The following is a 19,623-nucleotide window of genomic DNA, read 5'->3' on the forward strand; positions in this document are numbered from 1 at the left end:
AGTGCGCGCTCCAATACGGCCTTCTTGAACTGCTGGAAGATGCCCTCAAGCTCGGCTGGCGTCACCGGCCCGGGGATCAGTTGCTCAAGCGCTGCGGCTGAGAATTGCGGCTGCGCCGCCTTGTCCGTCGCTGCGGTTGTCTTCGTCTTGCGTGGCATTCATGCTCCTTGTTGACATGCTATGCATCACACACAAAATTTCTGACAGGCTCGCAATGCACGATCAACACCAGTACTTGAAACAAGCTCTGCCAATGGGTTTGCCCCACAGAACGTGGCGAAACATTGACGCGTTTGACAAGCACCGACTCAATCAAGCGTTGCATTCCCTCTCCTCCCTTTGGTGCGCCAGACTGTAGGGACCACTCAGTCACGGGGCAAGGGATTCCGGCCGCGGCGTTGTAAGTCCGTGTAACGCTGCAGGCCACCGCACCCAGCCACAATCCGTTCACAATGGCGCAGGCCCAGATTCCGGGCCTCCCGCATCCCACCCCACCGTGGCGCCCGCCGCCACAGGAGGAGCGCCCGTGCCGCAGACCCCCGCCCGACGCCGTGTTCGACCGCTGCGCAGCCCTGTGCCGCGTGTGGCCCCGGCCAGCCGCCCCAGCAGCCTGCTGCAGCGCGCCCACCTGCCCCCCGTGCCCAGCACCCTGCTGATCCCGCTGGCGGCGCGGGCGCGGGGGGCGCGCTACTTTCCGTGGCTGGACTGCCGCGACGCCGTGGCGAGTGAGTTGTTGCAGCGCCTGGGTGCCGATGTGGATGCGCTGCTGGACGACCTGCCCACGGTGTTCCAGGTGCTGTGGCGCACCGGGGCCGTCAAGGATGCGGGGCGTGCCTTTTTTGCGGCGCACCCGCAGGGCCTGGGGGCCAACCTGGGGTGTGGGCTCACGCAGCATTTCCAGTGGCTGGATGCGGGCGCCAACCAGTGGCTCGATGCCGACTTGCCCGAGGTGATGGCGCTGCGCCAGCAGCTGCTGCTGGTGTTGGGCCCGCGCATGCAGCAGGCCGAGGTGGACCTGACCCAGCCTGGCTGGTGGCAGCGCCTGGGGCTGCCATCGCGCAGCAGCGCGCAGCCGGTGCTGCTGGTGTGCGAGGGCGTGCTGATGTACCTGCAGCCCGCGCAGGTGCAGGCGGTGCTGGCCGAGTTTGCGCAGTGTGCGCCCCCGGGCTCGCGCATGGTGCTGGATGTGCTGACGCGCCAGGCCGTGGGCCGGGCCGCCCGGCACCCCGGCGTGGGGCCCACGGGGGCCGAGTTCTGCTGGGGCGTGGGCCGCATGGCCGAGCTGGCTGCCGTGCACCCGCGCCTGCGGCTGCTGCGTGAGCAGAGCGCGGCCGAGGGCTATGGCTGGGCGGGCATTGCGCTGGATGCGCTGTGGCGGCCCTGGCTGGGCGCGCCGGTGTATGGGGTGGCCACGTTGGCGGTGACGGATTGAAGCCCCTCTGAGTCGCCTTTGGCGCCTTCCCCTGCAGGGGGGCGCCACCCGTGGCCTGGCAAAGCCAGTTCCACGGGTAGCAGTGGCCTGGGACGCGCCAGTGGCAGAGGTTGTGCAGCTGAAAAGTAGCTGTCCGCTTCAATATTGAGGGACAACTATCCGAAAGCCCGTAGAGCTTGGCGTTGGCCGCTAGCCGCTAGCCGTTGCGCAGCCCCGCCGCCTGCCCGGGCGCCAGCATGCGCATCCACGCGGGGGCCTGGCCCGTGAGCTGCCCCACGATGGCCGCCTGCAGCGGCGGCAGGCGCCGCGCGCCCTGCAGCACCAGCTGGCGCAGCAGGCGCGGCACCGGGCGGGCGTCGGTGTACAGGCGCACGATGGCGTTGGTGCCCTGGTAGATGGGCCAGGCGTGGCGGTGGTGGCCCTGGGCGTAGGGGGCGAGGGCGTCGGCGCTGCCAATGTCCTGCCCGCGCTGGCGGGCGCTGACCAGCGCGGCCGTGAGCCGCTCCACCCCGGCCAGACCCAGGTTGTAGCCATGGGCCGTCACGGGGTGCATGCCTACGGCGGCGTCGCCCAGCAGCGCGCAGCGGTGGCCCGCAAAGCGCTGCGCAAACACGGCGACCAGCGGGTAGGCATAACGTTCGCCCACCAGCACCATGGGGCCCAGCCGGTCGCTGAACTGCGCCTGCACCTGGGAGGCAAAGGCTTCGGGGCTTTGTGCCATCAGCGCGGCGGCGTCGGCAGCACCGGCGGTGACGACCACCGAGCACAGCGCATGCCCTTCGTGTGGGTCGTCCGGCAGCGGCAGCACGGCCAGGGTGCGGTCGTAGCCAAAACACTCGTGCGCCACGCCGCCATGGGGCAGGGTGTGGCGCATGCGGCAGACGATGACGGTGCGGCCAAAGTCGGTCATCTGCGCGCCCAGGCCCAGCTGGCGGCGCGTGGCCGAGAAGCGGCTGTCGGCCGCCACCAACAACGGGGCCGTCAGGCGCTGGGGCGTGGTGTGGTCGCCGGGGGCGGTGGGCACACAGTCCAGTTCGGCATGGCCGGGCAGCGTGGCAACGCGGGTGACCTGGGTGCTGGTGAGCAGGCGCACGCCCGGCGTGCAAGCTGCCACGGTGTGGGCCGTGCGGCGCAGCGCGTGGTTGGGAACGATAAAGCCCAGGGCGCCGGGAGCCGCCGCATCGCCGCTGTGTGCGCCGCTGGCCGCGTTCAGTTGCAGCGCGCTGTGGCGGCCCAGTGGGCCGTCGTGCACCTGGGCCTCGGCGATCTGGCCCACCTCGTGGTCGGCCAGGTGGGCCCAGCTGCCCAGCCGCTGCAGCGTGGCCCGGCTGGGGTGGGTGAGGGCGATTTCGCGGCCATCGGGTGCGGGTTGGGCCAGGGCGTTGTCGCTCTGCTGCTCGACCACGGTGGCAGTGAAACCGGCCTGGGCCAGGGAGATGGCCAGCGACAGGCCCGCCGGGCCTGCGCCGACGATGAGCACGTCGCTGTGGTGGGTGGTGGTCATGGCAGGGAGAAATCGAAGTCGGCCGAACAGTGCCGGGCCTGCCCAGACATCGCATCTGGAGCGCCTGCCATTGTGGGCGCGGCCTGCGCGGCGGGTTTTGCCCTGGGTCAAGCGGCTGCGCAGGTAATTGCTATACAAATAATAGCTATCAAGGCAATACCAGCGCGCGGTAACGGCCAAAAAACCTTCAAATTTCTGGCCCCCGGCCCTGCGCTGCGCGCGGTGGGCTGGCTCCCACCGTCACCATCGCTCAGCCGCTCAGCCGCTCAGCCGCTCAGCCGCTCAGTCCTTGGCGGCCTTGCGTGTGCCCCTGGCCGGTTTCTTCTTGGCCGTGCCAGCCTTCTTGCCGCGCAGGTGCAGCCCCCAGGTCACCAGCAGCCACAGGTAAGACGCGGGGATGCTGTACGCGGCAAAGGCGGCCAGCGACAGCGGCGGTGCGGTGATGGAGCGGGGGTTGGCGATGGTCGCCAGCAGCTGGCGTGTGCCCGTGCCCACCTCGGGCGTGGTGTGCTGGCTGCCCGAGCGCGCCATGAGTGCGCCCATGAAGGTGAAAAACTCCATAAGCAGCGCACCAATCAGAAAACACGCGGCCAGGGCTAGCAGCTGCGCAAACGCCCGGCGGTTGCCCTTGGCCAGAAAAACGATGGCTGACACCAGCACCAGGGCGGGCAGCAGGAGGACCACGGCGGGCCAGGCGGACAGGAGCAGGGGCATCGGAGAGGGCACCAGGTGGCAGCAAGCAGGGGCACCAGCAGGACGCCGCGCCAAGACGGGAGGCCTTGGCGCACACCACCCTTGCCGGTGTGGGTGCCGATGATAGAGGCTGCGCGTGCCACCTCCCCTGCGGCCCGCTGCAGGCCGCGTGCCATGGCCCGCCGGGACCGGATGGGCGGCGATGCGATGGAGGGGGCGGTGGGCTAGGCAGCCACAAAGTCGGCCACCGCCTGCAGCACCTCGGCCTGCTGCAGGATCTTGCGGTGGCCCAGTCCCTCGGTGGCCAGAAGCGTGGCGCCGGGGATGTGGTCGCGGTAGGCCTCGCCGTCGACAAAGCGGTTGATGCGGTCGCCCCGATCGTGCACCACCAGCGTGGGCAAGGTGATGCGCGGGCCCACGGCCGGGGGCTCGAACTGGCGCATCAGGATGCCCTCGCGCGCCTCGATGCGCCGCTGCATGGCGGCGCGCGTGCGTTCGGCCAGCCCAAACACCTGCGCGAACAGGCGCGTGTACTCGTGCGGCGAAGCGGGCGGCGCCAGCAGCACCAGCCGCCCGGTGGCCAGGCCCCGGCTGGCCGCATGGGCCGCAGCGTTGGCCGCTAGCGAATGGGCCACCACGGCGTGGGGTGCCGCGTCCTGCGCGTGCAGGCGGGCGGTGGTGTATTCGATGGCGCGGGCGAACTGCGGCAGGTTGCTCACGCGGCCTCGGCTGCCGCCGTGGGCGGGCATATCCACCAGCACCGGGCGCAGGCCGCGCGCGGTCAGGGCATCGGCCAGCGGCAGCATCTGGCGCGCATGGCCGCCCCAGCCGTGCAGCAGCAGCACCGTGGGGCCGTGCGGCTGCGCCTGGGGCAGGTAGAGCGTGATCTCGGCGTCTTCAAACGCCCAGCGCTCGGTGCGCCATGGGCCAGGTGGCACGGCATGGCGGCCGGGTTTGCGCAGGGGCAGGGGCGTGCCAAACAGGCGCGAGGCCACGCGCACAGCCAGTGCGGGCCACAGGCGCTCGGTGGTGCCCAGCGCCAGGCGCAGCAGGCGCATGCCGGGGTGTTCGCCGTAGTAGCCAGCGGTGGCCTGCAGCGCGGAGGGGGAGGAGGCGTTCATGGTGGGGCTCCTGAAGAAATGGAATGGGGCGGGCGCGGTGGGTGGCTCAGTAAAAAACCCAGTCCCGGTTGCTGCGCGGGAGGCTGGTGAGGGTGCTGCGCAGCGCCCGGATGGCGCCCGCTGCGGCCGCAATGGCGGCAATGCCCAGGATGATCAACATGGTGTTTCCTTTCTTCGCACGGTTGTGCGAAATTGGGGCATAAAAAAACAAGAGGTCTCCATAGCACACCACCGCGCATCAGGCGGGGGAGGGGAGGTAACTCTTGACGAGGCGCGCCCAGGACGCCTCGGTGCGCTGCGCCGCCTGCGGATCGCGCAGGAAGCGAACGTCGTGCAACAGGCCCATGATCAGGGAATACATCTCGGCCACCAGTTGGTCGGGCGGCGTGTCGGGGGGCAGGTGCCCGGCCTCGATGGCCTGCAGCACCGTACGGCGCAAAGCGGCGCGCCAGCGGGTGATTTCGGAATGCAGCAGGTCGCGCAGCTCGCCCTCGCGGTCGTCCAGCTCGAAGGCGCCTGCGGTGTAGATGCAGCCGGTGAAGGCCTCCACATCGCGCGTGCGGGCAATCCAGCGGCGCATGATCTCCTGCAGGCGCGGTAGGCCCTTGGGGTGCTGCATGGCGGGCACAAACACATCGGCCAGAAAGCGGCGGCCAAACTCCTCGATCACCGCCTTTTGCAGCGCCTCGCGCGAGCCGGCACGCGAGAACACGCCGCTCTTGGACAGGCCCACGCGGTCGGCCACGGCCTGCAGCGTGATCGACTCCAGCCCCTCGGCCGCAGCCAGGTCCAGCGCCGCGCCGACGATGGCGGCGCGGGTGAGTTCTGCTTTCTGGGTCTTGGCATCCATGGGGTGGAATTTAGCACGAATGTGCGAAATATGCATTTCACCCTGCTGTCAACCGGGTGACGGGGTTGGCTGGCCTGCACCCCGTGCCACTGGTACGCTGCGTCGCCATGGAGACAACACACCAAACCCCCCCCTACATCCCCCAGATCCGCCTGTACCAGAACTGGCTGCGCGACCAGCGCGGGCTTCAGTTCGACAGCTACGACGCGCTGTGGCGCTGGTCCACCACCGAGCTGGATGCATTCTGGCAAAGCGTGTGGGACTATTTCCGGATCGAATCGCCCACGCCCCACACCGCCGTGCTGGGCAAGAACACCATGCCCGGTGCGTTGTGGTTTCCTGGCGCTCAGGTCAACTACGCGCGCCAGGCGCTGCGGCATGTGGATGCCGCCCACGCCGCAGGCCTGCCCGCCATCATCAGCCGCAATGAAAAAGGCAACCACCGCGAGCTGAGCTGGCCCGCGCTGCGCCGCCAGGTCGCGTCCCTGGCGCTGCACCTCAAGGCGCAGGGGGTTGAGCCCGGTGACCGCGTGGCCGCCTACCTGCCCAACGTGCCCGAAGCGATGGTCGCCTTCCTGGCCACGGTGAGCATTGGCGGCGTGTGGAGCATCTGCGCGCCCGACATGGGCACGCACGCCGTGCTCGACCGCTTCCGCCAGATCGAGCCCAAGGTGCTGATCGGCGTGGATGGCGTGAGCTACGGTGGCCGCGACCACGACCGCACCGGCGTGCTGGCCGAGTTGCGCGCGGCATTGCCCAGCCTGCGGCACACCGTACTGCTGGGCAACCTCGATGCTTCTGTTTCGATAGCTGGTTGGGCAAGCTGGACGCGCGCAACAGCCCAAGATGATGCTGAAACTGAGGCCTTCGAGCCGATGTGGCTGCCGTTTGACCACCCGCTGTGGATCGTCTACTCCAGCGGCACCACAGGCCTGCCCAAACCTATCGTGCATGGCCATGGCGGCACGGTGCTGGTGGCGCTGCAGCTCAAGGTGCTGCACAACGACATCGGCTGCAGCTACGAGACCAACAGCTTTGGCGAGCGCTACCACTGGTACAGCTCCACCGGCTGGGTGATGTGGAACGCGCAGCTCAGCGGCCTGCTCTCGGGCACCACCTGCGTGATCTACGACGGCAACCCCGGCGGGAGCAAGGAGCACCCGGACTGGGGCGTGCTGTGGCGCTTTGCGGCCCAGACGGGGGTGACCTTCTTCGGCGCGGGCGCGGCGTTTTTTGCCAACTGCATGAAGGCGGGCATTACGCTCACCGACTACGGCGACCTCACGCGCATCCGCGCTTTGGGCACCACCGGCTCGCCGCTGTCGCCCGAGGTGCAGGAGTGGGGCACGGCGCAGTTCGAGGCCATTGGTACGCACGATATCTGGTGGAACAACATCTCGGGCGGTACGGATTTTTGCGGCGCCTTCATCGGCGGCAACCGCGAGATGCCACAAGTCGCTGGCGAGATGCAGTGCCGCATGCTGGGCGCTGCCGTGGAGTCTTGGGACGCCGAGGGCCGACCCGTGCAGGACGCGGTGGGCGAGCTGGTCTGCGCGCAGCCGATTCCGTCGATGCCTTTGTTTCTGTGGGGCGACAAGGATGGCAGCCGCTACCTGTCGAGCTATTTCGACATGTACCCCGCAGGCCACGGCCGCCAGCCCGGCGGTGGCGACGGCCCCGCCAGCATGGGCGCGGTCTGGCGCCATGGCGACTGGCTCAAGATCGGCGCCAATGGCGGCTGCGTCATCTACGGCCGCTCTGATGCCACCATCAACCGCCACGGCCTGCGCATGGGCACGAGCGAGATCTACAGCGCGGTGGAAGCGCTGCCCGAAGTGCTCGACAGCCTCGTGGTGGACCTGGAGTACCTGGGCCGCGAGAGCTACATGCCGCTGTTTGTGGTGCTGCGCCCCGGCAGCGTGCTCGATGATGCCCTGCGCGCCCGCATCAACGGCGCGGTGCGCATCGCTTTAAGCCCGCGTTTTGTGCCCGACGACATCTTTGCCGTGGCCGAGGTGCCGCGCACGCTGAGCGGCAAGAAGCAGGAGCTGCCCATCAAGAAGCTGCTGCTGGGCCAGCCGATCGAAAAGGTGGTGAACAAGGACGCGATGGCGAATCCGGGGTGCCTGGACTGGTATGTGGCGTTTGCTGCGGAGCGGGCTGGAAAGCTACAAAATCCATAGCTATTCGCGTATGCTGGGAGCGTGGTAGCGACCATTTTTGCTTGAATTTTTGCATCACCACACTGTTGGTACAGGCCAAAAACATCTGAGCACCAGCGGCGCCGCGGTGTGACTCCCTCTCCCCCCGTGGGAGAGGGTGGGGGAGAGGGGGCCTGTGCCAAGGGGCAGTGCCGCACCACCCCCTCTCCCCGGCCCTCTCCCGCGAGGGGAGAGGGAGTGTTCAGGGGCGCCATGACCGGTGGGGGCGGTAGAAAGCTGCCCCGCCCCTCAATCCGTCAATCCGTCAATCCAGCTTCGCCCCCGACGCCTTGATCAAGCGCTCCCACACCGGCCGCTCTTTGGCAATCGCGGCGGAGAACAGCGCGGGCGAGCTGTTCTGCACATCAAAGCCCATGGCCGCAATGCGCTGGGCCACGTCGGGCAGCTGCGTGGCCTTGCGCACTTCTTGTGCAATGCGCTCCAGGATGGCGGGCGGCGTGCCAGCGGGTGCGCCAAACGCCAGCCAGCCGGCTACGCGATAGGCCTCGTCGTTCAGGCCCTGTTCGGTCAGGCTGGGCACGTTGGGCAGGGTGCCCATGCGGCGCTGGCCGCTCACGCCAATGGCCTTGAGCTTGCCCGACTCGATGTGGGGCTTGGCTTGCAGTGCGCTGGCAAACGCGATCTGGATTTGCCCGCCCAGCAGGTCCTGCACCATGGGCGCCTCGCCCCGGTAGGCTACGTGGCTCATGTCGGCGTTCTGCGTGAGGCTCATGTAGGCCCCGGCCAGGTGCGGGTACGCGCCCGTGCCGTACGAGCCGTAGGCCACCTTGCCCTTGTTCGCGGCCACATATTTCAGCAGCTCGGGGCCCGTGGCCACGGGCACGCTGGGGTGTGCCACCAGCACCAGCGGCGCAATCGCGATCTGGTAGACGGGCGCGATGTCCTTCTCGGGGTTGTAGGGCAGCTTGGTATAGAGGAATTGGTTGGTGAGCATGGAGTTGCTCAGGCCCAGCAGCAGCGTGTAGCCGTCGGGCGCGGCTTTAGCTACCGCGTCGGTGCCGATGATGCCGGCCGCGCCGGGCTTGTTGTCGATGACAATGGGCTGGCCCAGGCCCACGGCCATCTTTTCGGCCAGCACACGCGCCAGCACGTCGGTGGCGCCGCCAGCGGCAAAGGGCACCACGATCTTGATGGGCTTGTTGGGGTAGGCCTGCGCGAAGGCCGACGTGCCAGTGCAGGCGACGGCCAGCGCGGCGGCGCCGAGCCAGGTGCGGCGAGACATCATGGGGTGGAAGGGCATCGGTTTGTCTCCTGTCATGGATATATAAACTCACTCAGCGGGCTGCGCCATGCATGGTGGCGGGTCGGGGCCTGGCTGTCACGCCATAGGCTTATGCGGCCTGGGGGCTCCCAGCGGCGGGTGCGGTGGTGATGCGCACGGTGATGGGCAGGGGCGCGAGCACCTCGCGCAGACGGGCGGCCAGTGCGTCTGCCTGCGAGCCGGGGGCTACGGCCACACGCACTGCGTTGTCGCCTTCGGGCAGTACCTGGGGACGGGGCTGGCCCGGGGCTTCGGTGGCGCACACGCCATCCACCAGCGCCTGCACTGTGTGGCATGCCGCGCGCTGGCGCAGCTCAGGCTTGTAGATCTTGCCCACGTTGGTCACGGGCATGGTCTCCAGCACCTGCACCCAGCGCGGGCGGGCCACGGCTTCGTCCACCCGCTCGGCGGTGTAGGCCAGCAGTTCGGCCTCGGTCACGGCCTGCGCACCGGGCACCAGCGTGGCGTAGACCACGGGCAGCTCGCCCGCATAGGCGTCGGGCGCACCCACGGCGGCAGCAAGTTGCACGGCGGGGTGGGCGCCCAGCGCGTCTTCGATCACCTTGGGGTCGATGTTGTGGCCGCTGCGGATGATGAGGTCCTTGGAGCGGCCGCTCAGGTGCAGGCGGCCCTGGTCGTCCATAAAACCCAGGTCACCGGTGGCCAGCCAGCCATCGGGCGTGAAGGCCTTGGCCGTGTCGGCTGCGTCGAGAAAACCCGAGAACAGGTTGGGCGACTGGAAAAGCACCATGCCCGGCTGGCCGGGTGGCATGTCCTGGTCGGACGCATTGCCCTGCCCATCGAGCGCCACCACGCGCAGCTGCGTGTAGGGCAACCGCCAGCCCACGCAGCCCGCAGGCGCGTGCACGCCGGGCGGGGTGATGGTGGAAATGCCCGCCATCTCCGTCATGCCCAGGCTTTCGTGGATGTGCAGGCCAAACAGGCGCTCAAACCGCGCCGCCAGCTCGGGCGCCAGGATGGCCGCGCCGGTGCGGCAGTAGCGCAGGGTGGAGATGTCCGCCCCATTCAGCGGCACGTTGGCCAGCGCCGCCAGCACCGTGGGCACGGCCGAGAGGTAGGTGCAGCGGTAGCGCTCCACCAGCCGCCAGTAGTTGGCAATCACCTGCCGGTTGCGGAACAGGCCGGTGGTCGGGATGATGGTTTCCACCCCCGCCGACAGCGCCGCGAGTGAGCCCGGCAGCACCCCCGCCACATGGAACAGCGGGTAGCCGTTGATGCCTACATCCTCGGGTGTGATGCCCTGCATCTGCACGCTGCCCCAGGCCGTGAACACCTGCGCGCCGTGGCTGTGGCGCGCCAGCTTGGGCGCGCCTGTGGTGCCGCCGGTGTGAAAGTACGCAGCGGTGTCGGTGGCGGCAATGTGGCGGCCGCTCATCAGGTGGTCGCCGGGGTGCTGGTGGCGCTCGGCCAGGTCCACCACGCCGTTGGGCAGCGGGCCTGCCGCGCCAGGGGCTTCGTCGTGGGGGGCGACGCGCAGCACGGTGGTGAGCGTGGGCACCATGCCCATCAGGCGCTGGGCCTTGCTCCAATAGCCCACATCGCCTTCGGCGCCATAGGCAATCAGCACCTTGGCGCGTGCCAAGGTCATCATGGCAGCGATCTTCTCGTCGGTGAGCATGGGGTTGAGCGGCTGCACGATGCCCGCCGCCTCGCCGCCCCACAGGGCCAGGTGGTAGTCGAGGCAGCCGGGCAACAGCACGGCCACGGCGTCTTGTGTGCCCACGCCCAGGTGGTGCAGCAGGTTGGCCGTCTGGTGGATGCCGGTGAGCAGCTGCGCATACGACCAGCGGATGGGTTCGTCCGCCGGGTCGGCCGTGGGCAAAAAGCTCAGCGCCGTTTTGTCGCCAAACGCCGCTGCAGAGTTCACGAAGATCTCGTAGGTGCTTTGCACCGGCAGCGCCTCGGCCAGAGGCCGGGCTTCGAGCCGTTCAACGTCCTCTGGGCTGCAGATGAGAAAGGACCGGGTGAAAGGAGGGTGAAGAGCAGGGGTGGTGGCCATGGGCGCAGGAGGGGAGCAGAACATCCATTGTTGTAGCGACAGGATTTCTTGACAATCCCATGAAGCATTGACACTCTGTATGAAAAACTTTGACAAACCGTCGGCTGCCGACCGCCTGGACCTCTCGGCCTTGACCCTGCTGGTGGAGATCCTGGACGCGGGCAACCTCAGCCTGGCGGCGCGCAAGCTCAAGATGAGCCGAGCCAACGTGAGCTACCACCTCGCCCAGCTCGAAAAATCGGTGGGCGTGCAGCTGGTGCGCCGCACCACCCGGCGCGTGGAGCCCACCGAGGTGGGGCTGCGCCTGTACGACCATGGCCGCAGCATCGTCAACGAGATCCTGGCTGCGCAGGAGACCATCGCCACCCTGGGCAAGAGCCTGCAGGGCCGCGTGGGGCTGAGCATGCCCGTGGGCTACGGCCAGGTGGTCATGGCCGGGTGGCTGATCGAGTTCAAGCGCCTTTACCCCGGCATCCTGCTGGAGGTGATGTTCGAGAACCGCGTGAGCGACCTGGTGCGCGAGGACGTGGACATCGCCATCCGCATCATGACCGAGCCTCCGCCCGCGCTGGTAGCCCGCCCCCTGGGGGCCGTGCGGTATGTGGTCTGCGCCTCCAGCGGCTATGCCCAGGTGCAGGGCCTGCCCCGGCAGCTCAGCGACCTGGGGGCGGTGCCCCTCATCTCGGCAGGTTTTATCGGCCGCGAGCTGCGCGTGGCCGCCTACCGCAACGGCCAGCGCGAAGAGGTGCTGCCCCGGCCCACGCTGCTGTCCGAGAACATGCTGTTTCTGCGCGACGCGGTGCTGGCGGGCCTGGGCGTGGGCCTGATGCCCGACTATGTGGTGCAGGACCTGGTGGACCAGGGCCAGCTGGTGACCGCGCTCGACGACTACCGCCTGAGCGTGTTCGGCACGCAGATGTTCTTGCTCTACATGCCCAATCGCTACCAGACCAGTTCGGTGCGCACCCTGATCGATTTCATCCTGGCCAAGGTGGGCGAGGGCCACGCAGCCCACCCCGGCGGCGCGCCCATAATGCCGCTGATGTCCACTGCGCGCATCCCAGCGCCCCTTTCATGAACACACCCAACCCCCCCAAGCGTTTTTCGATGATCCGTGAGTTCCACCTGGCGGACTGGTTCACGCTGGGCAACGCGTTCTGCGGCGTGGGGGCTTTGTTCTCGGTGATGTCGTACCTGGAGACCGGCGACATCGTGCACATCTACTTCGCCTGCGCCTTGGTGCTGGCCGCGCTGGTGTTTGACGTGCTCGACGGCCGCATCGCCCGCTGGCGCCAGAAAAGCTCGGCCATGGGCCGCGAACTGGATTCGCTGGCCGACGTGATCTCGTTCGGCGTGGCCCCGGCCATCATCGCCTACGGCTGCGGCATGCAGGGCCTGTATGACCGCATCGTGCTGGCCTACTTCGTGGCCTGCGGCGTCTCGCGCCTGGCGCGCTACAACGTCACGGCCGAAACGCTGTCCGAAGGCACGGGCAAGGTGAAGTATTTCGAGGGCACACCCATCCCCACCTCCATCGTGCTGGTAGGCCTGATGGCGCTGGCAGGTGCGATGGGCGCGGTGCGCGAGCACCTGTGGTTTGGCAAGGTGCTGATTGGCGGCTTCACGCTGCACCCGCTGGTGCTGGTGTTTGCGGTGTCGGGGTCGTTGATGATCAGCCGGATCAAGATCCCGAAGTTTTGATCGACAGCGTTTTGCCTTGGCTCTGCATATGACCAAGTCTGAGCGTGAACGACGGGATAGAGCAGGGAAGGAGCGCCGCAGTAGGCCGGATGAAAAAGAACGCGCGTCGAGTTTGCGGTACGCATTCGGTCTGCTGGTGGTTTGTGTGCTGGCAGCCAGCGCGGGGCGATTGAGAATACCTGCGGGTCGGCGCAACACCTTGGTGGTGTTGACTGGAGGCCCCTTGTTGCTGATGCTGGCAGCAATGGCGTGCGGTGTGGTGGCGTTGCTATCCGTCCCGGTGCAGAGCCTGCACCAAGGTGGCAATGCCAAGGAGTACGAGGCTTTTCGCTGGCTTGTTCTGCGAATCGGTGCAGCGTTCGCAATCGCCTCCCTGCTGGCCTTCCTCTACCTCGGCTTGGGAGGGTAATTTGTGGTCCTATGCAGCCGCTTGCTTGTGGTTCACCAGCAAAATGCCCGCCGTCACCAGCACCAGCGCTGCCACCAGCCCGGGCGTCACGGGCTCACCCCGCCAGAGCGCGCCAAACAGCAGCGCAAACACGGGCGTGAGGAAAACGAATACCGAGATCTTGGTCGCCGGGTAGTGCGCCAGCATCCACATCCAGACCAGATAGCTCACAAACGCGCCCACCAGCGCCTGCACTAGCAGCGAGCCCAAGGCAAAGCCGCTGAACTGCCAGACCCACACCTCGCCCAGGCCCAGCGACAACACCGGCAGCACCGCCGTGCTCACACCCACTTGGTAGAGCAGCTGTTTGGCCGGGGCCACACGCGCCAGCGGCGTGGTGCGGATGACCACCGTGGTCAGCGCCCACATCAGCCCGGCTGCCAGCCCGAGCAGATCGCCCAGCCAGGCCTGGGGCAGGGCGGCATTGGCAGGGCCCAGCAACCCGTCCCCCAGCGCCAGCCCCACGCCCACAAACGCGGCAGCCAGGCCCAGCCATTGCCAGCCTTGCAACCGCTCGCCCGGGATAAAGCGCGGCAGCAGCAGCGCCACCCAGAAAGGCGAGGCATACAAAAACACCGTGAGCCGCGAGGCGGTGGTGTACTGCAGGCCCAGATAAATGCACGCAAACTCGCCCGCAAACAGCGCCCCCGCCAGCAGCCCGGCGCGGGCCGCCCCGGCGGGCTCGGCCGCTGCCGACAGCCGCACGCCGCGCCACAGGCACCACGCAGCCACCGCCACCGTGGCCAGCGCAAAGCGCACAAACGCCTGGAACACGGGCGCCACCTCGGCCACCGTGGCTTTGACCAGCACCTGCTGGAAGCCCCAGAACATGCAGCAGGCGAGCAGCAGGGAGATGGCGAGGGCGTCGAGGTGTGTTTTGCGGGTCGAAGGCATCGGGGGATTATCAAAGGGGTGGTGCGCGCGGGTGGTCGCCTGCGTGGCGCGGCCGGTTGCAACCCCGCTTCTGCGCACCCATAGCGCCGGAACAGGCGCTTACACGGGCCCACGGTACACTTTGCGCCTTCTGAAACAGCTTCCCGCGCCCCTTTCCACGCCCTTCATTCATGGCCCTTACGACGGCGGCCCAGGCCCGCACCAGCTTTGACCTCAAGAGCGCCTCGCTGCCCGTGGTGGCCGTGTTGCTCAAGACCACTGACGCCGTGCAGTTTGCGGCCGACCTGGCCGAGCGCGTGGCCGACGCCCCGGGCTTTTTTGACAACGACCCGGTACTGATCGACCTGGCCCCTGTGCGCGAGGCTGAAGCGCCCATCGATTTTGGTGCCATCGTGGCCGAATTGCGTCGCCACAGCACCCTGCCCGTGGCCGTGCGCGGCGGCAGCCCTGTCCAGATGGAGGCTGCGCGCGCTGTGGGCCTGGCCGCAGCGCCCGATGCGCCCCCCGCGCGTGCCGAGGCGCCCGCGCCGGTCCAGGAGGTGGTGCGCGAGGTGATCCGCGAGGTCGAGGTGGAAGTGGTGCGTGAAGTCCCGGTGCAGGTGCCCATGCCTGGCCCCGGCACCGTGGTGGTGGACAAGCCCCTGCGCTCTGGCCAGCAGGTGTATGCGCGCGGCGCCGACCTGGTGGTGATGGCCGTGGTGAGTTTTGGCGCCGAGGTGATTGCCGACGGCAACATCCACGTCTATGCCCCGCTGCGCGGCCGTGCGATTGCCGGCGCGCGGGGCAACACCGAAGCGCGCATTTTTTCGACCTGCCTGGAGCCCCAGCTGGTCTCCATCGCGGGCATCTACCGCACCACCGAGACCGAGCTGCCCGCCGATGTGCGTGGCAAACCCGCCCAGGTGCGGCTGGAAGGCGAGAAGCTCCTCATCGAGCCGCTGGCCTGAGCCCCTATTTCATTCGTACCAACCCCACAGAGAATCAGCAACACATGGCCAAAATCGTCGTCGTGACCTCCGGCAAGGGTGGCGTGGGCAAGACCACCACCAGCGCCAGCTTCGCCTCCGGCCTCGCCCTGCGCGGCCACAAGACCGCTGTGATCGACTTTGACGTCGGCCTGCGCAACCTGGACCTCATCATGGGCTGCGAACGCCGCGTGGTGTATGACCTGATCAACGTGATCCAGGGCGAGGCCAACCTGAACCAGGCCCTCATCAAGGACAAGCAGTGCGACAACCTGTTCGTGCTGGCCGCCAGCCAGACGCGCGACAAGGATGCGCTCACGCAAGACGGCGTGGAGAAGATCCTCAAGGACCTGGCCGAGATGGGTTTTGAGTACATCGTGTGCGACTCGCCCGCTGGCATCGAGAGCGGCGCCCTCATGGCCATGCACTTTGCCGACGAGGCGCTGCTGGTGACCAACCCCGAGGTGTCAAGCGTGCGCGACTCCGACCGCATCCTGGGCATGCTGGGCAGCAAGACCAAGCGTGCGATTGAAGGCGGCGAGCCGATCAAGGAGCACCTGCTGATCACGCGCTACAACCCCAGCCGCGTGGAAGACGGCCAGATGCTGAGCCTGGAGGACATCCAGGACATCTTGCGCATCAAGCTGATCGGGGTGATCCCGGAATCGGAAGTGGTGCTGCAGTCGTCCAACCAGGGCACGCCAGCGATCCATTCACAGGGCAGTGATGTGAGCGAGGCCTACAAGGATGTGATTGACCGCTTCCTGGGTGCCACCGACAAGCCGCTGCGCTTCATCGAGGCAGAAAAGCCTGGTTTCTTCAAACGCCTTTTCGGGAGCAAATAAGCCATGGCTTCTTTCCTCTCCTTCCTGCTCGGCGAAAAGAAAAAGACGGCCAGTGTGGCCAAGGAGCGTCTGCAAATCATCCTGGCGCACGAACGCAACGGCCGCAATGCCTCCGAGCCCGACTACCTGCCCGCGCTGCAGCGCGAACTGGTGGCCGTGATCTCGAAGTACGTGAAGATCAACCCGGAAGACCTCAAGGTGCACCTGGAGCGCCAGGACAACCTCGAAGTGCTCGAAGTCAAGATCGAGCTGCCTGATACGGTGCGTTGAAGCGCAGCGCGTCAAGCGCCGTGCGAAAGGCCCTGCCATGCTGTCCCATGTGTTCATCGGCGTGAACGACTTTGACCGGGCGATGGCGTTCTACAGCCCCGTGCTGGAGCGCCTCGGTCTGGTGCTGCGTTTTACCGAGTCTGATCGCCCCTGGGCCGGGTGGCAGACCCCCGGGGTGGCGCGCCCGTTGTTCCTCATCGGCCGGCCTTTTGATGGCCAGCCTGCGATGCCTGGCAACGGTGCGATGAATGCGCTGCTGGCTGCCGACCGCGCCACGGTCGATGCGGTGCATGCGTTGGCCCTGCAGCACGGCGGCCGTTGCGAAGGCCCGCCAGGCCTGCGGCCCGAGTACCACGTGAACTACTACGGGGCGTACTTTCGCGACCCGGAGGGCAACAAGCTCTGCGTCTGTTGCCACGGCGACGCTTGAGCCTGCCCGGCAGCTGTTGTCAGCGGGCGTGTTTGGCGAACTTGCCCGCAAACGCCTGGGCGATGCTCAGCCCGCGCTGCCCGGGCACCACGGTGGCGGTTTGCCCGGCGGCAAGGGTGCCGGGCCGGTCCACCGCCAGGTAGTAGCCACAGCAGCCCGCCACCGCCATGGCGCGGCCCGCCTGGGCAAAGCCCATGATGGCGGTGAACTTGAAGCAGGGCTCGCGCGGTGCCGTCACGCGCAGCACGCAGTCGGGAAAATGCCATTCGTCACCCACAAACACTTCGTGCTCCAGCGGGCCGTCGATAGTGAGGTTCTCTCCCAGGAAACCCGGCGGCAATGTCTCGTCGAACAGGCTCACGCCCCGCTCGCGGCGCTGGGCCTGCCAGAACGCGTAGTGCGCGGCAGGGTAGGCATACACCGCCTTGGCCAGGCCCCCGTGCACGCTCAGGTCGGCCTGCTCGTCGCCCGTCAGCCCCAGCGGGCCCACGGCCACCGGGCCGGTCACGGGCGCTTTGCCGATGGCGCTGAGGATGGACCGCTCACCCATCTTCAGGCGCCGGGCTGCGCCGATGTTCACGTGGCGCACTACCACGTTGGCGGCGGTCACAGCGGGTGCTCGGTGTAGAACTTGCCGCCGTGGTACAGCAGGGGCGATGCGCCTTCGCGGTGCTCGCAGCGCTCCACCTCGCCCACAAAGATGGTGTGGTCACCCTCTTTGTACTGGCTGCGGTTGAAACACTCGAAGGTGGCGGCGGCACCGGCCAGCAGCGGGGCTCCGCTGATGCCGGGGCGGTGCTCCAGCCCGGCCCAGCGGTCGATGCCGCGTGTGGCGAACCGCTCGGCCAGCGTTCTTTGGTCTGCGGCCAGCACATGGATGGCGTAGTGCGAACCATCGGCAAAGGCGGGCATGGAGCTGGCGCCATGCGACAGGCTCCACAGCACCAGCGGGGGCTCCAGCGACACGGAGTTGAACGAGCTGGCCGTGAGCCCCACCAGCTCACCCGCCGCATTGCGGGCGGTGACGATGGTCACGCCCGTGGCAAACATGCCCAGCGCATTGCGGAACTCGCGCGTGGAGAAGCTCGGAGGCAGGGCAAGGGCGGGGCGTGGGGGCGAGGGGTTCACGAAGGGCGGCGCCCGCAGGGGCAGCAATTGGGGGCAAGGGAGGGGAGCAACTATTATCAGGCGGCTCCCACCACCGCGCTGTTGCGGGGTTTACTGGTTCCACCGCATGGCCGTCCTTCCTACCTTCACCACCCTGGGCTCGGGCCCCACCGTGCTCATGCTGCACGACGCTGACGGCGACCACCTCACATTCGCCCCCCAGGTGGAGACTCTGGCCACCGCCGGGTACCGTGCCGTGGCCTGGAACATGCCCGGTTATGGCCGCAGCGCCCCGGTGGAGCCCTACACCTTCAAGGCGCTGGCGCAGAGCTGTCTGGCCTTGATCGACGCGTTGCAGGGCGGTCCCGTGGCGCTGGTGGGCCACGGCATGGGCGCCATGGTGGCGCTGGAGGCTGCTGTGCGCGACCCGTCCAAGGTGCGCCGCCTGGTGCTGTGCGCGGGCGGGCCTGCGCTGGATGCACAGGCGGTGGATGACTGGGTGGCGCCCCGCCTGCGCGCCCTGGAGGCGCTGGACGCCGGTGGCAGCATGGAGCAGCTGGCGCAGACGCTGGTGCCCCAGTTCATCGGCACCGGCGCGCTGCCCGAAGGCGTGCGGCTGGCCAGCCATGCGCTGGCCCAGGTCTACCCGGGGGCCTACCGGCGCGCGCTGGCGGCCCTGCCCACGTTCGACCGGGGCGCCGCCGCCCTGGCGCAGCTGACCATGCCCGCCCTGCTGGTGGGTGGCGACCTGGACCGCTGCACGCCGCCGGTGGCCCTGGAAGCCCTGGCCCAGGTGCTGCCCGATGCGGCAACACTGCAGCTGCCCCATGTCGGGCACTGGCCGCAGCTGGAGGACCCCGAGGGGTTTGACGCCGCGCTGCTGGACTTTCTGGCCCGGCGCCGCTGGCTGCACTGACCGGCGGGTGGCCGCCGCCCGGGCCGGGGCCGGCCGCTGTGTGCTGGCATGATCGCCGCCTCGGATGTGACCCCTATGCTGTTTGCCCTCAAGAAAATCCTGTCTGCGCTGCTGATGCCGCCGGTGTTCAGCATCCTGCTCGCGTTTGTGGGCCTGTGGCTCGCGCGCTACCACCGCCGCACGGGCATGGCCGTGGTGGTGCTGTCGTTGTTGTCCGTGCTGGCGCTGTCGTGGCCGCCCGTGGCCGATGCGCTGGTGCGCAGCCTGGAGCGCCACCCCGCCGTGGCGCCCAAACAGCTGCCCCAGGCGCAGGTCCAGGCCATTGTGGTGCTGGGGGGCGGGGCCGACACCGTGGCCCCTGAGTATGGGGTGGACGTGCTCAGCCGGGGCGCCCGCGAGCGGGTGCGCTACGCCGTGTACCTGCAGCAGCAGACGGGGCTGCCCATCCTGGCCACGGGGGGCTCGGCGGGTGGCATGCGCGCCGAGGCGCTGGTGATGAAGGACGTGGTGGAGCGCGAGTTCAAGGGCCGGGTGCGCTGGACCGAGGTGGAATCGCTCGACACCCGCAGCAACGCCGAAAAATCGGCCGTGCAGCTAAAGGCGGCGGGCATCGAGCGCATTGCGCTGGTGACCCATGCCTGGCACATGGTGCGCGCGACGCGGGATTTTGAACGCGCCGGGCTGCAGGTGCTGCCCGCCCCCACGGGCTTCAAGGGGGGGCAGGCGCGCAAGCTGTACCGGCTGCTGCCCCGGGCCTCCGCGCTGGCCGACAGCAGCCTGGCGCTGCACGAATGGCTGGGGATTCTGGTGCAGCAGGCGCTGGACCCTTGACACCATTCCGCAGATAAACCTCAAGAGCGGCCCACCAAATGCCGGGCCATGCGGCGCTCCAAGGCGAGAGCGGTATGGATGCCTGTGCCATTGGGCTGTTGCTGGCAAGACCC

20 protein-coding genes and 1 pseudogene are annotated in these 19,623 nt (G+C 68.2%); 11 read left to right on the top strand and 10 right to left on the bottom strand.

From position 1 onward, the window contains the following. A pseudogene (locus tag ACYZGB_RS19250) lies at positions 1-158 on the bottom strand (IS256 family transposase); the annotation flags it as partial. 368 nt (positions 159-526) lie between these two features. Here ACYZGB_RS19250 and ACYZGB_RS19255 point away from each other — a divergent pair. Next, positions 527-1,432, top strand: a complete 906-nt coding sequence (locus ACYZGB_RS19255) for a class I SAM-dependent methyltransferase (protein WP_462390465.1) — start codon at positions 527-529, stop codon at positions 1,430-1,432. A gap of 196 nt (positions 1,433-1,628) precedes the next feature. On the opposite strand, the gene ubiM is transcribed toward ACYZGB_RS19255, so the two are convergent. The 4 genes from ubiM to ACYZGB_RS19275 all read right to left on the bottom strand — a co-directional run bounded on the left by ubiM (position 1,629) and on the right by ACYZGB_RS19275 (position 5,600). After that, on the bottom strand, positions 1,629-2,936 hold the full coding sequence (ubiM, locus tag ACYZGB_RS19260; RefSeq protein WP_462390466.1) for a 5-demethoxyubiquinol-8 5-hydroxylase UbiM: 1,308 nt from the start codon (positions 2,934-2,936) through the stop codon (positions 1,629-1,631). 282 nt (positions 2,937-3,218) lie between these two features. Then, the gene (locus ACYZGB_RS19265; RefSeq protein ID WP_462390467.1) at positions 3,219-3,650 is read right to left on the bottom strand and encodes a hypothetical protein; all 432 of its coding nucleotides are present in this window, start codon (positions 3,648-3,650) and stop codon (positions 3,219-3,221) included. A gap of 203 nt (positions 3,651-3,853) precedes the next feature. Next, positions 3,854-4,750: an alpha/beta fold hydrolase gene (locus tag ACYZGB_RS19270; RefSeq protein ID WP_462390468.1), complete on the bottom strand. Its 897-nt coding sequence runs from the start codon at positions 4,748-4,750 to the stop codon at positions 3,854-3,856. A 238-nt stretch (positions 4,751-4,988) separates the two neighbouring features. Next, on the bottom strand, positions 4,989-5,600 hold the full coding sequence (locus ACYZGB_RS19275) for a TetR/AcrR family transcriptional regulator (protein WP_094290006.1): 612 nt from the start codon (positions 5,598-5,600) through the stop codon (positions 4,989-4,991). A gap of 107 nt (positions 5,601-5,707) precedes the next feature. Here ACYZGB_RS19275 and ACYZGB_RS19280 point away from each other — a divergent pair, with 107 nt between their 5' ends. Then, complete coding sequence (locus ACYZGB_RS19280; protein WP_462390469.1) at positions 5,708-7,783, top strand: acetoacetate--CoA ligase; 2,076 nt, start codon at positions 5,708-5,710, stop codon at positions 7,781-7,783. 283 nt (positions 7,784-8,066) lie between these two features. Here the strand turns inward: ACYZGB_RS19280 and ACYZGB_RS19285 are convergent, their stop codons facing one another. Both ACYZGB_RS19285 and ACYZGB_RS19290 read right to left on the bottom strand, forming a co-directional pair. Next, on the bottom strand, positions 8,067-9,062 hold the full coding sequence (locus ACYZGB_RS19285; RefSeq protein ID WP_462390470.1) for a Bug family tripartite tricarboxylate transporter substrate binding protein: 996 nt from the start codon (positions 9,060-9,062) through the stop codon (positions 8,067-8,069). A 91-nt stretch (positions 9,063-9,153) separates the two neighbouring features. After that, the gene (locus ACYZGB_RS19290) at positions 9,154-11,103 is read right to left on the bottom strand and encodes an acyl-CoA synthetase (protein WP_462390471.1); all 1,950 of its coding nucleotides are present in this window, start codon (positions 11,101-11,103) and stop codon (positions 9,154-9,156) included. 79 nt (positions 11,104-11,182) lie between these two features. Between ACYZGB_RS19290 and ACYZGB_RS19295 the strand changes: the two genes are divergently transcribed. The 3 genes from ACYZGB_RS19295 to ACYZGB_RS19305 are packed head-to-tail and all read left to right on the top strand — an operon-like array spanning position 11,183 to position 13,213. Further along, positions 11,183-12,181 carry a LysR family transcriptional regulator gene (locus ACYZGB_RS19295; RefSeq protein ID WP_462390472.1) on the top strand — a complete coding sequence of 333 codons (999 nt, stop codon included), beginning with the start codon at positions 11,183-11,185 and terminating at the stop codon, positions 12,179-12,181. Further along, positions 12,178-12,804, top strand: coding sequence for a CDP-diacylglycerol--serine O-phosphatidyltransferase (gene pssA / locus ACYZGB_RS19300; protein WP_462390473.1), 627 nt, complete (start codon positions 12,178-12,180; stop codon positions 12,802-12,804). The genes ACYZGB_RS19295 and pssA overlap by 4 nt, the downstream gene beginning before the upstream one ends. Before the next feature lie 28 nt (positions 12,805-12,832). Beyond that, entirely contained in the window at positions 12,833-13,213 is a 381-nt protein-coding gene (locus tag ACYZGB_RS19305) for a hypothetical protein (RefSeq protein WP_462390474.1), read from the top strand. 9 nt (positions 13,214-13,222) lie between these two features. On the opposite strand, the gene ACYZGB_RS19310 is transcribed toward ACYZGB_RS19305, so the two are convergent. Beyond that, positions 13,223-14,146, bottom strand: a complete 924-nt coding sequence (locus ACYZGB_RS19310; protein ID WP_462390475.1) for a DMT family transporter — start codon at positions 14,144-14,146, stop codon at positions 13,223-13,225. A 170-nt stretch (positions 14,147-14,316) separates the two neighbouring features. On the opposite strand from ACYZGB_RS19310, the gene minC reads away from it, so the two are divergent. From minC to ACYZGB_RS19330, 4 genes are read left to right on the top strand one after another with little or no spacing between them, the layout of a single operon-like run. Further along, positions 14,317-15,093 (top strand): septum site-determining protein MinC, encoded by a 777-nt coding sequence (minC, locus tag ACYZGB_RS19315; protein ID WP_462390476.1) that lies wholly within the window; start codon positions 14,317-14,319, stop codon positions 15,091-15,093. A 44-nt stretch (positions 15,094-15,137) separates the two neighbouring features. Beyond that, positions 15,138-15,956: a septum site-determining protein MinD gene (gene minD / locus ACYZGB_RS19320; RefSeq protein ID WP_063462148.1), complete on the top strand. Its 819-nt coding sequence runs from the start codon at positions 15,138-15,140 to the stop codon at positions 15,954-15,956. A 3-nt stretch (positions 15,957-15,959) separates the two neighbouring features. Beyond that, complete coding sequence (gene minE / locus ACYZGB_RS19325; RefSeq protein WP_056163087.1) at positions 15,960-16,226, top strand: cell division topological specificity factor MinE; 267 nt, start codon at positions 15,960-15,962, stop codon at positions 16,224-16,226. Between the two features lie 37 nt (positions 16,227-16,263). Continuing rightward, positions 16,264-16,656 carry a VOC family protein gene (locus ACYZGB_RS19330; protein WP_462390477.1) on the top strand — a complete coding sequence of 131 codons (393 nt, stop codon included), beginning with the start codon at positions 16,264-16,266 and terminating at the stop codon, positions 16,654-16,656. 19 nt (positions 16,657-16,675) lie between these two features. Here the strand turns inward: ACYZGB_RS19330 and ACYZGB_RS19335 are convergent, their stop codons facing one another. Next, a complete protein-coding gene (locus ACYZGB_RS19335) occupies positions 16,676-17,266 on the bottom strand; it encodes an MOSC domain-containing protein (protein ID WP_462390478.1) in 591 nt (196 codons plus the stop codon). Beyond that, positions 17,263-17,784 carry a flavin reductase family protein gene (locus tag ACYZGB_RS19340; RefSeq protein WP_462390479.1) on the bottom strand — a complete coding sequence of 174 codons (522 nt, stop codon included), beginning with the start codon at positions 17,782-17,784 and terminating at the stop codon, positions 17,263-17,265. The genes ACYZGB_RS19335 and ACYZGB_RS19340 overlap by 4 nt, the downstream gene beginning before the upstream one ends. 106 nt (positions 17,785-17,890) lie before the next feature. On the opposite strand from ACYZGB_RS19340, the gene ACYZGB_RS19345 reads away from it, so the two are divergent. Continuing rightward, positions 17,891-18,679: an alpha/beta fold hydrolase gene (locus tag ACYZGB_RS19345; RefSeq protein ID WP_462390480.1), complete on the top strand. Its 789-nt coding sequence runs from the start codon at positions 17,891-17,893 to the stop codon at positions 18,677-18,679. Between the two features lie 75 nt (positions 18,680-18,754). After that, entirely contained in the window at positions 18,755-19,510 is a 756-nt protein-coding gene (locus tag ACYZGB_RS19350; RefSeq protein WP_462390481.1) for a YdcF family protein, read from the top strand. Positions 19,511-19,623: the final 113 nt, after the last annotated feature.

It is taken from the genome of Acidovorax sp. Q11 (assembly GCF_054950075.1).

Bases quoted from the DNA above. Each gene is read 5' to 3' on its own strand.
- ubiM (WP_462390466.1), bottom strand. From the start codon at position 2,936: ATGACCACCACCCACCACAGCGACGTGCTCATCGTCGGCGCAGGCCCG.
- ACYZGB_RS19265 (WP_462390467.1), bottom strand. From the start codon at position 3,650: ATGCCCCTGCTCCTGTCCGCCTGGCCCGCCGTGGTCCTCCTGCTGCCC.
- ACYZGB_RS19270 (WP_462390468.1), bottom strand. From the start codon at position 4,750: ATGAACGCCTCCTCCCCCTCCGCGCTGCAGGCCACCGCTGGCTACTAC.
- ACYZGB_RS19275 (WP_094290006.1), bottom strand. From the start codon at position 5,600: ATGGATGCCAAGACCCAGAAAGCAGAACTCACCCGCGCCGCCATCGTC.
- ACYZGB_RS19280 (WP_462390469.1), top strand. From the start codon at position 5,708: ATGGAGACAACACACCAAACCCCCCCCTACATCCCCCAGATCCGCCTG.
- ACYZGB_RS19285 (WP_462390470.1), bottom strand. From the start codon at position 9,062: ATGCCCTTCCACCCCATGATGTCTCGCCGCACCTGGCTCGGCGCCGCC.
- ACYZGB_RS19290 (WP_462390471.1), bottom strand. From the start codon at position 11,103: ATGGCCACCACCCCTGCTCTTCACCCTCCTTTCACCCGGTCCTTTCTC.
- ACYZGB_RS19295 (WP_462390472.1), top strand. From the start codon at position 11,183: ATGAAAAACTTTGACAAACCGTCGGCTGCCGACCGCCTGGACCTCTCG.
- pssA (WP_462390473.1), top strand. From the start codon at position 12,178: ATGAACACACCCAACCCCCCCAAGCGTTTTTCGATGATCCGTGAGTTC.
- ACYZGB_RS19305 (WP_462390474.1), top strand. From the start codon at position 12,833: ATGACCAAGTCTGAGCGTGAACGACGGGATAGAGCAGGGAAGGAGCGC.
- ACYZGB_RS19310 (WP_462390475.1), bottom strand. From the start codon at position 14,146: ATGCCTTCGACCCGCAAAACACACCTCGACGCCCTCGCCATCTCCCTG.
- minC (WP_462390476.1), top strand. From the start codon at position 14,317: ATGGCCCTTACGACGGCGGCCCAGGCCCGCACCAGCTTTGACCTCAAG.
- minD (WP_063462148.1), top strand. From the start codon at position 15,138: ATGGCCAAAATCGTCGTCGTGACCTCCGGCAAGGGTGGCGTGGGCAAG.
- minE (WP_056163087.1), top strand. From the start codon at position 15,960: ATGGCTTCTTTCCTCTCCTTCCTGCTCGGCGAAAAGAAAAAGACGGCC.
- ACYZGB_RS19330 (WP_462390477.1), top strand. From the start codon at position 16,264: ATGCTGTCCCATGTGTTCATCGGCGTGAACGACTTTGACCGGGCGATG.
- ACYZGB_RS19345 (WP_462390480.1), top strand. From the start codon at position 17,891: ATGGCCGTCCTTCCTACCTTCACCACCCTGGGCTCGGGCCCCACCGTG.
- ACYZGB_RS19350 (WP_462390481.1), top strand. From the start codon at position 18,755: ATGCTGTTTGCCCTCAAGAAAATCCTGTCTGCGCTGCTGATGCCGCCG.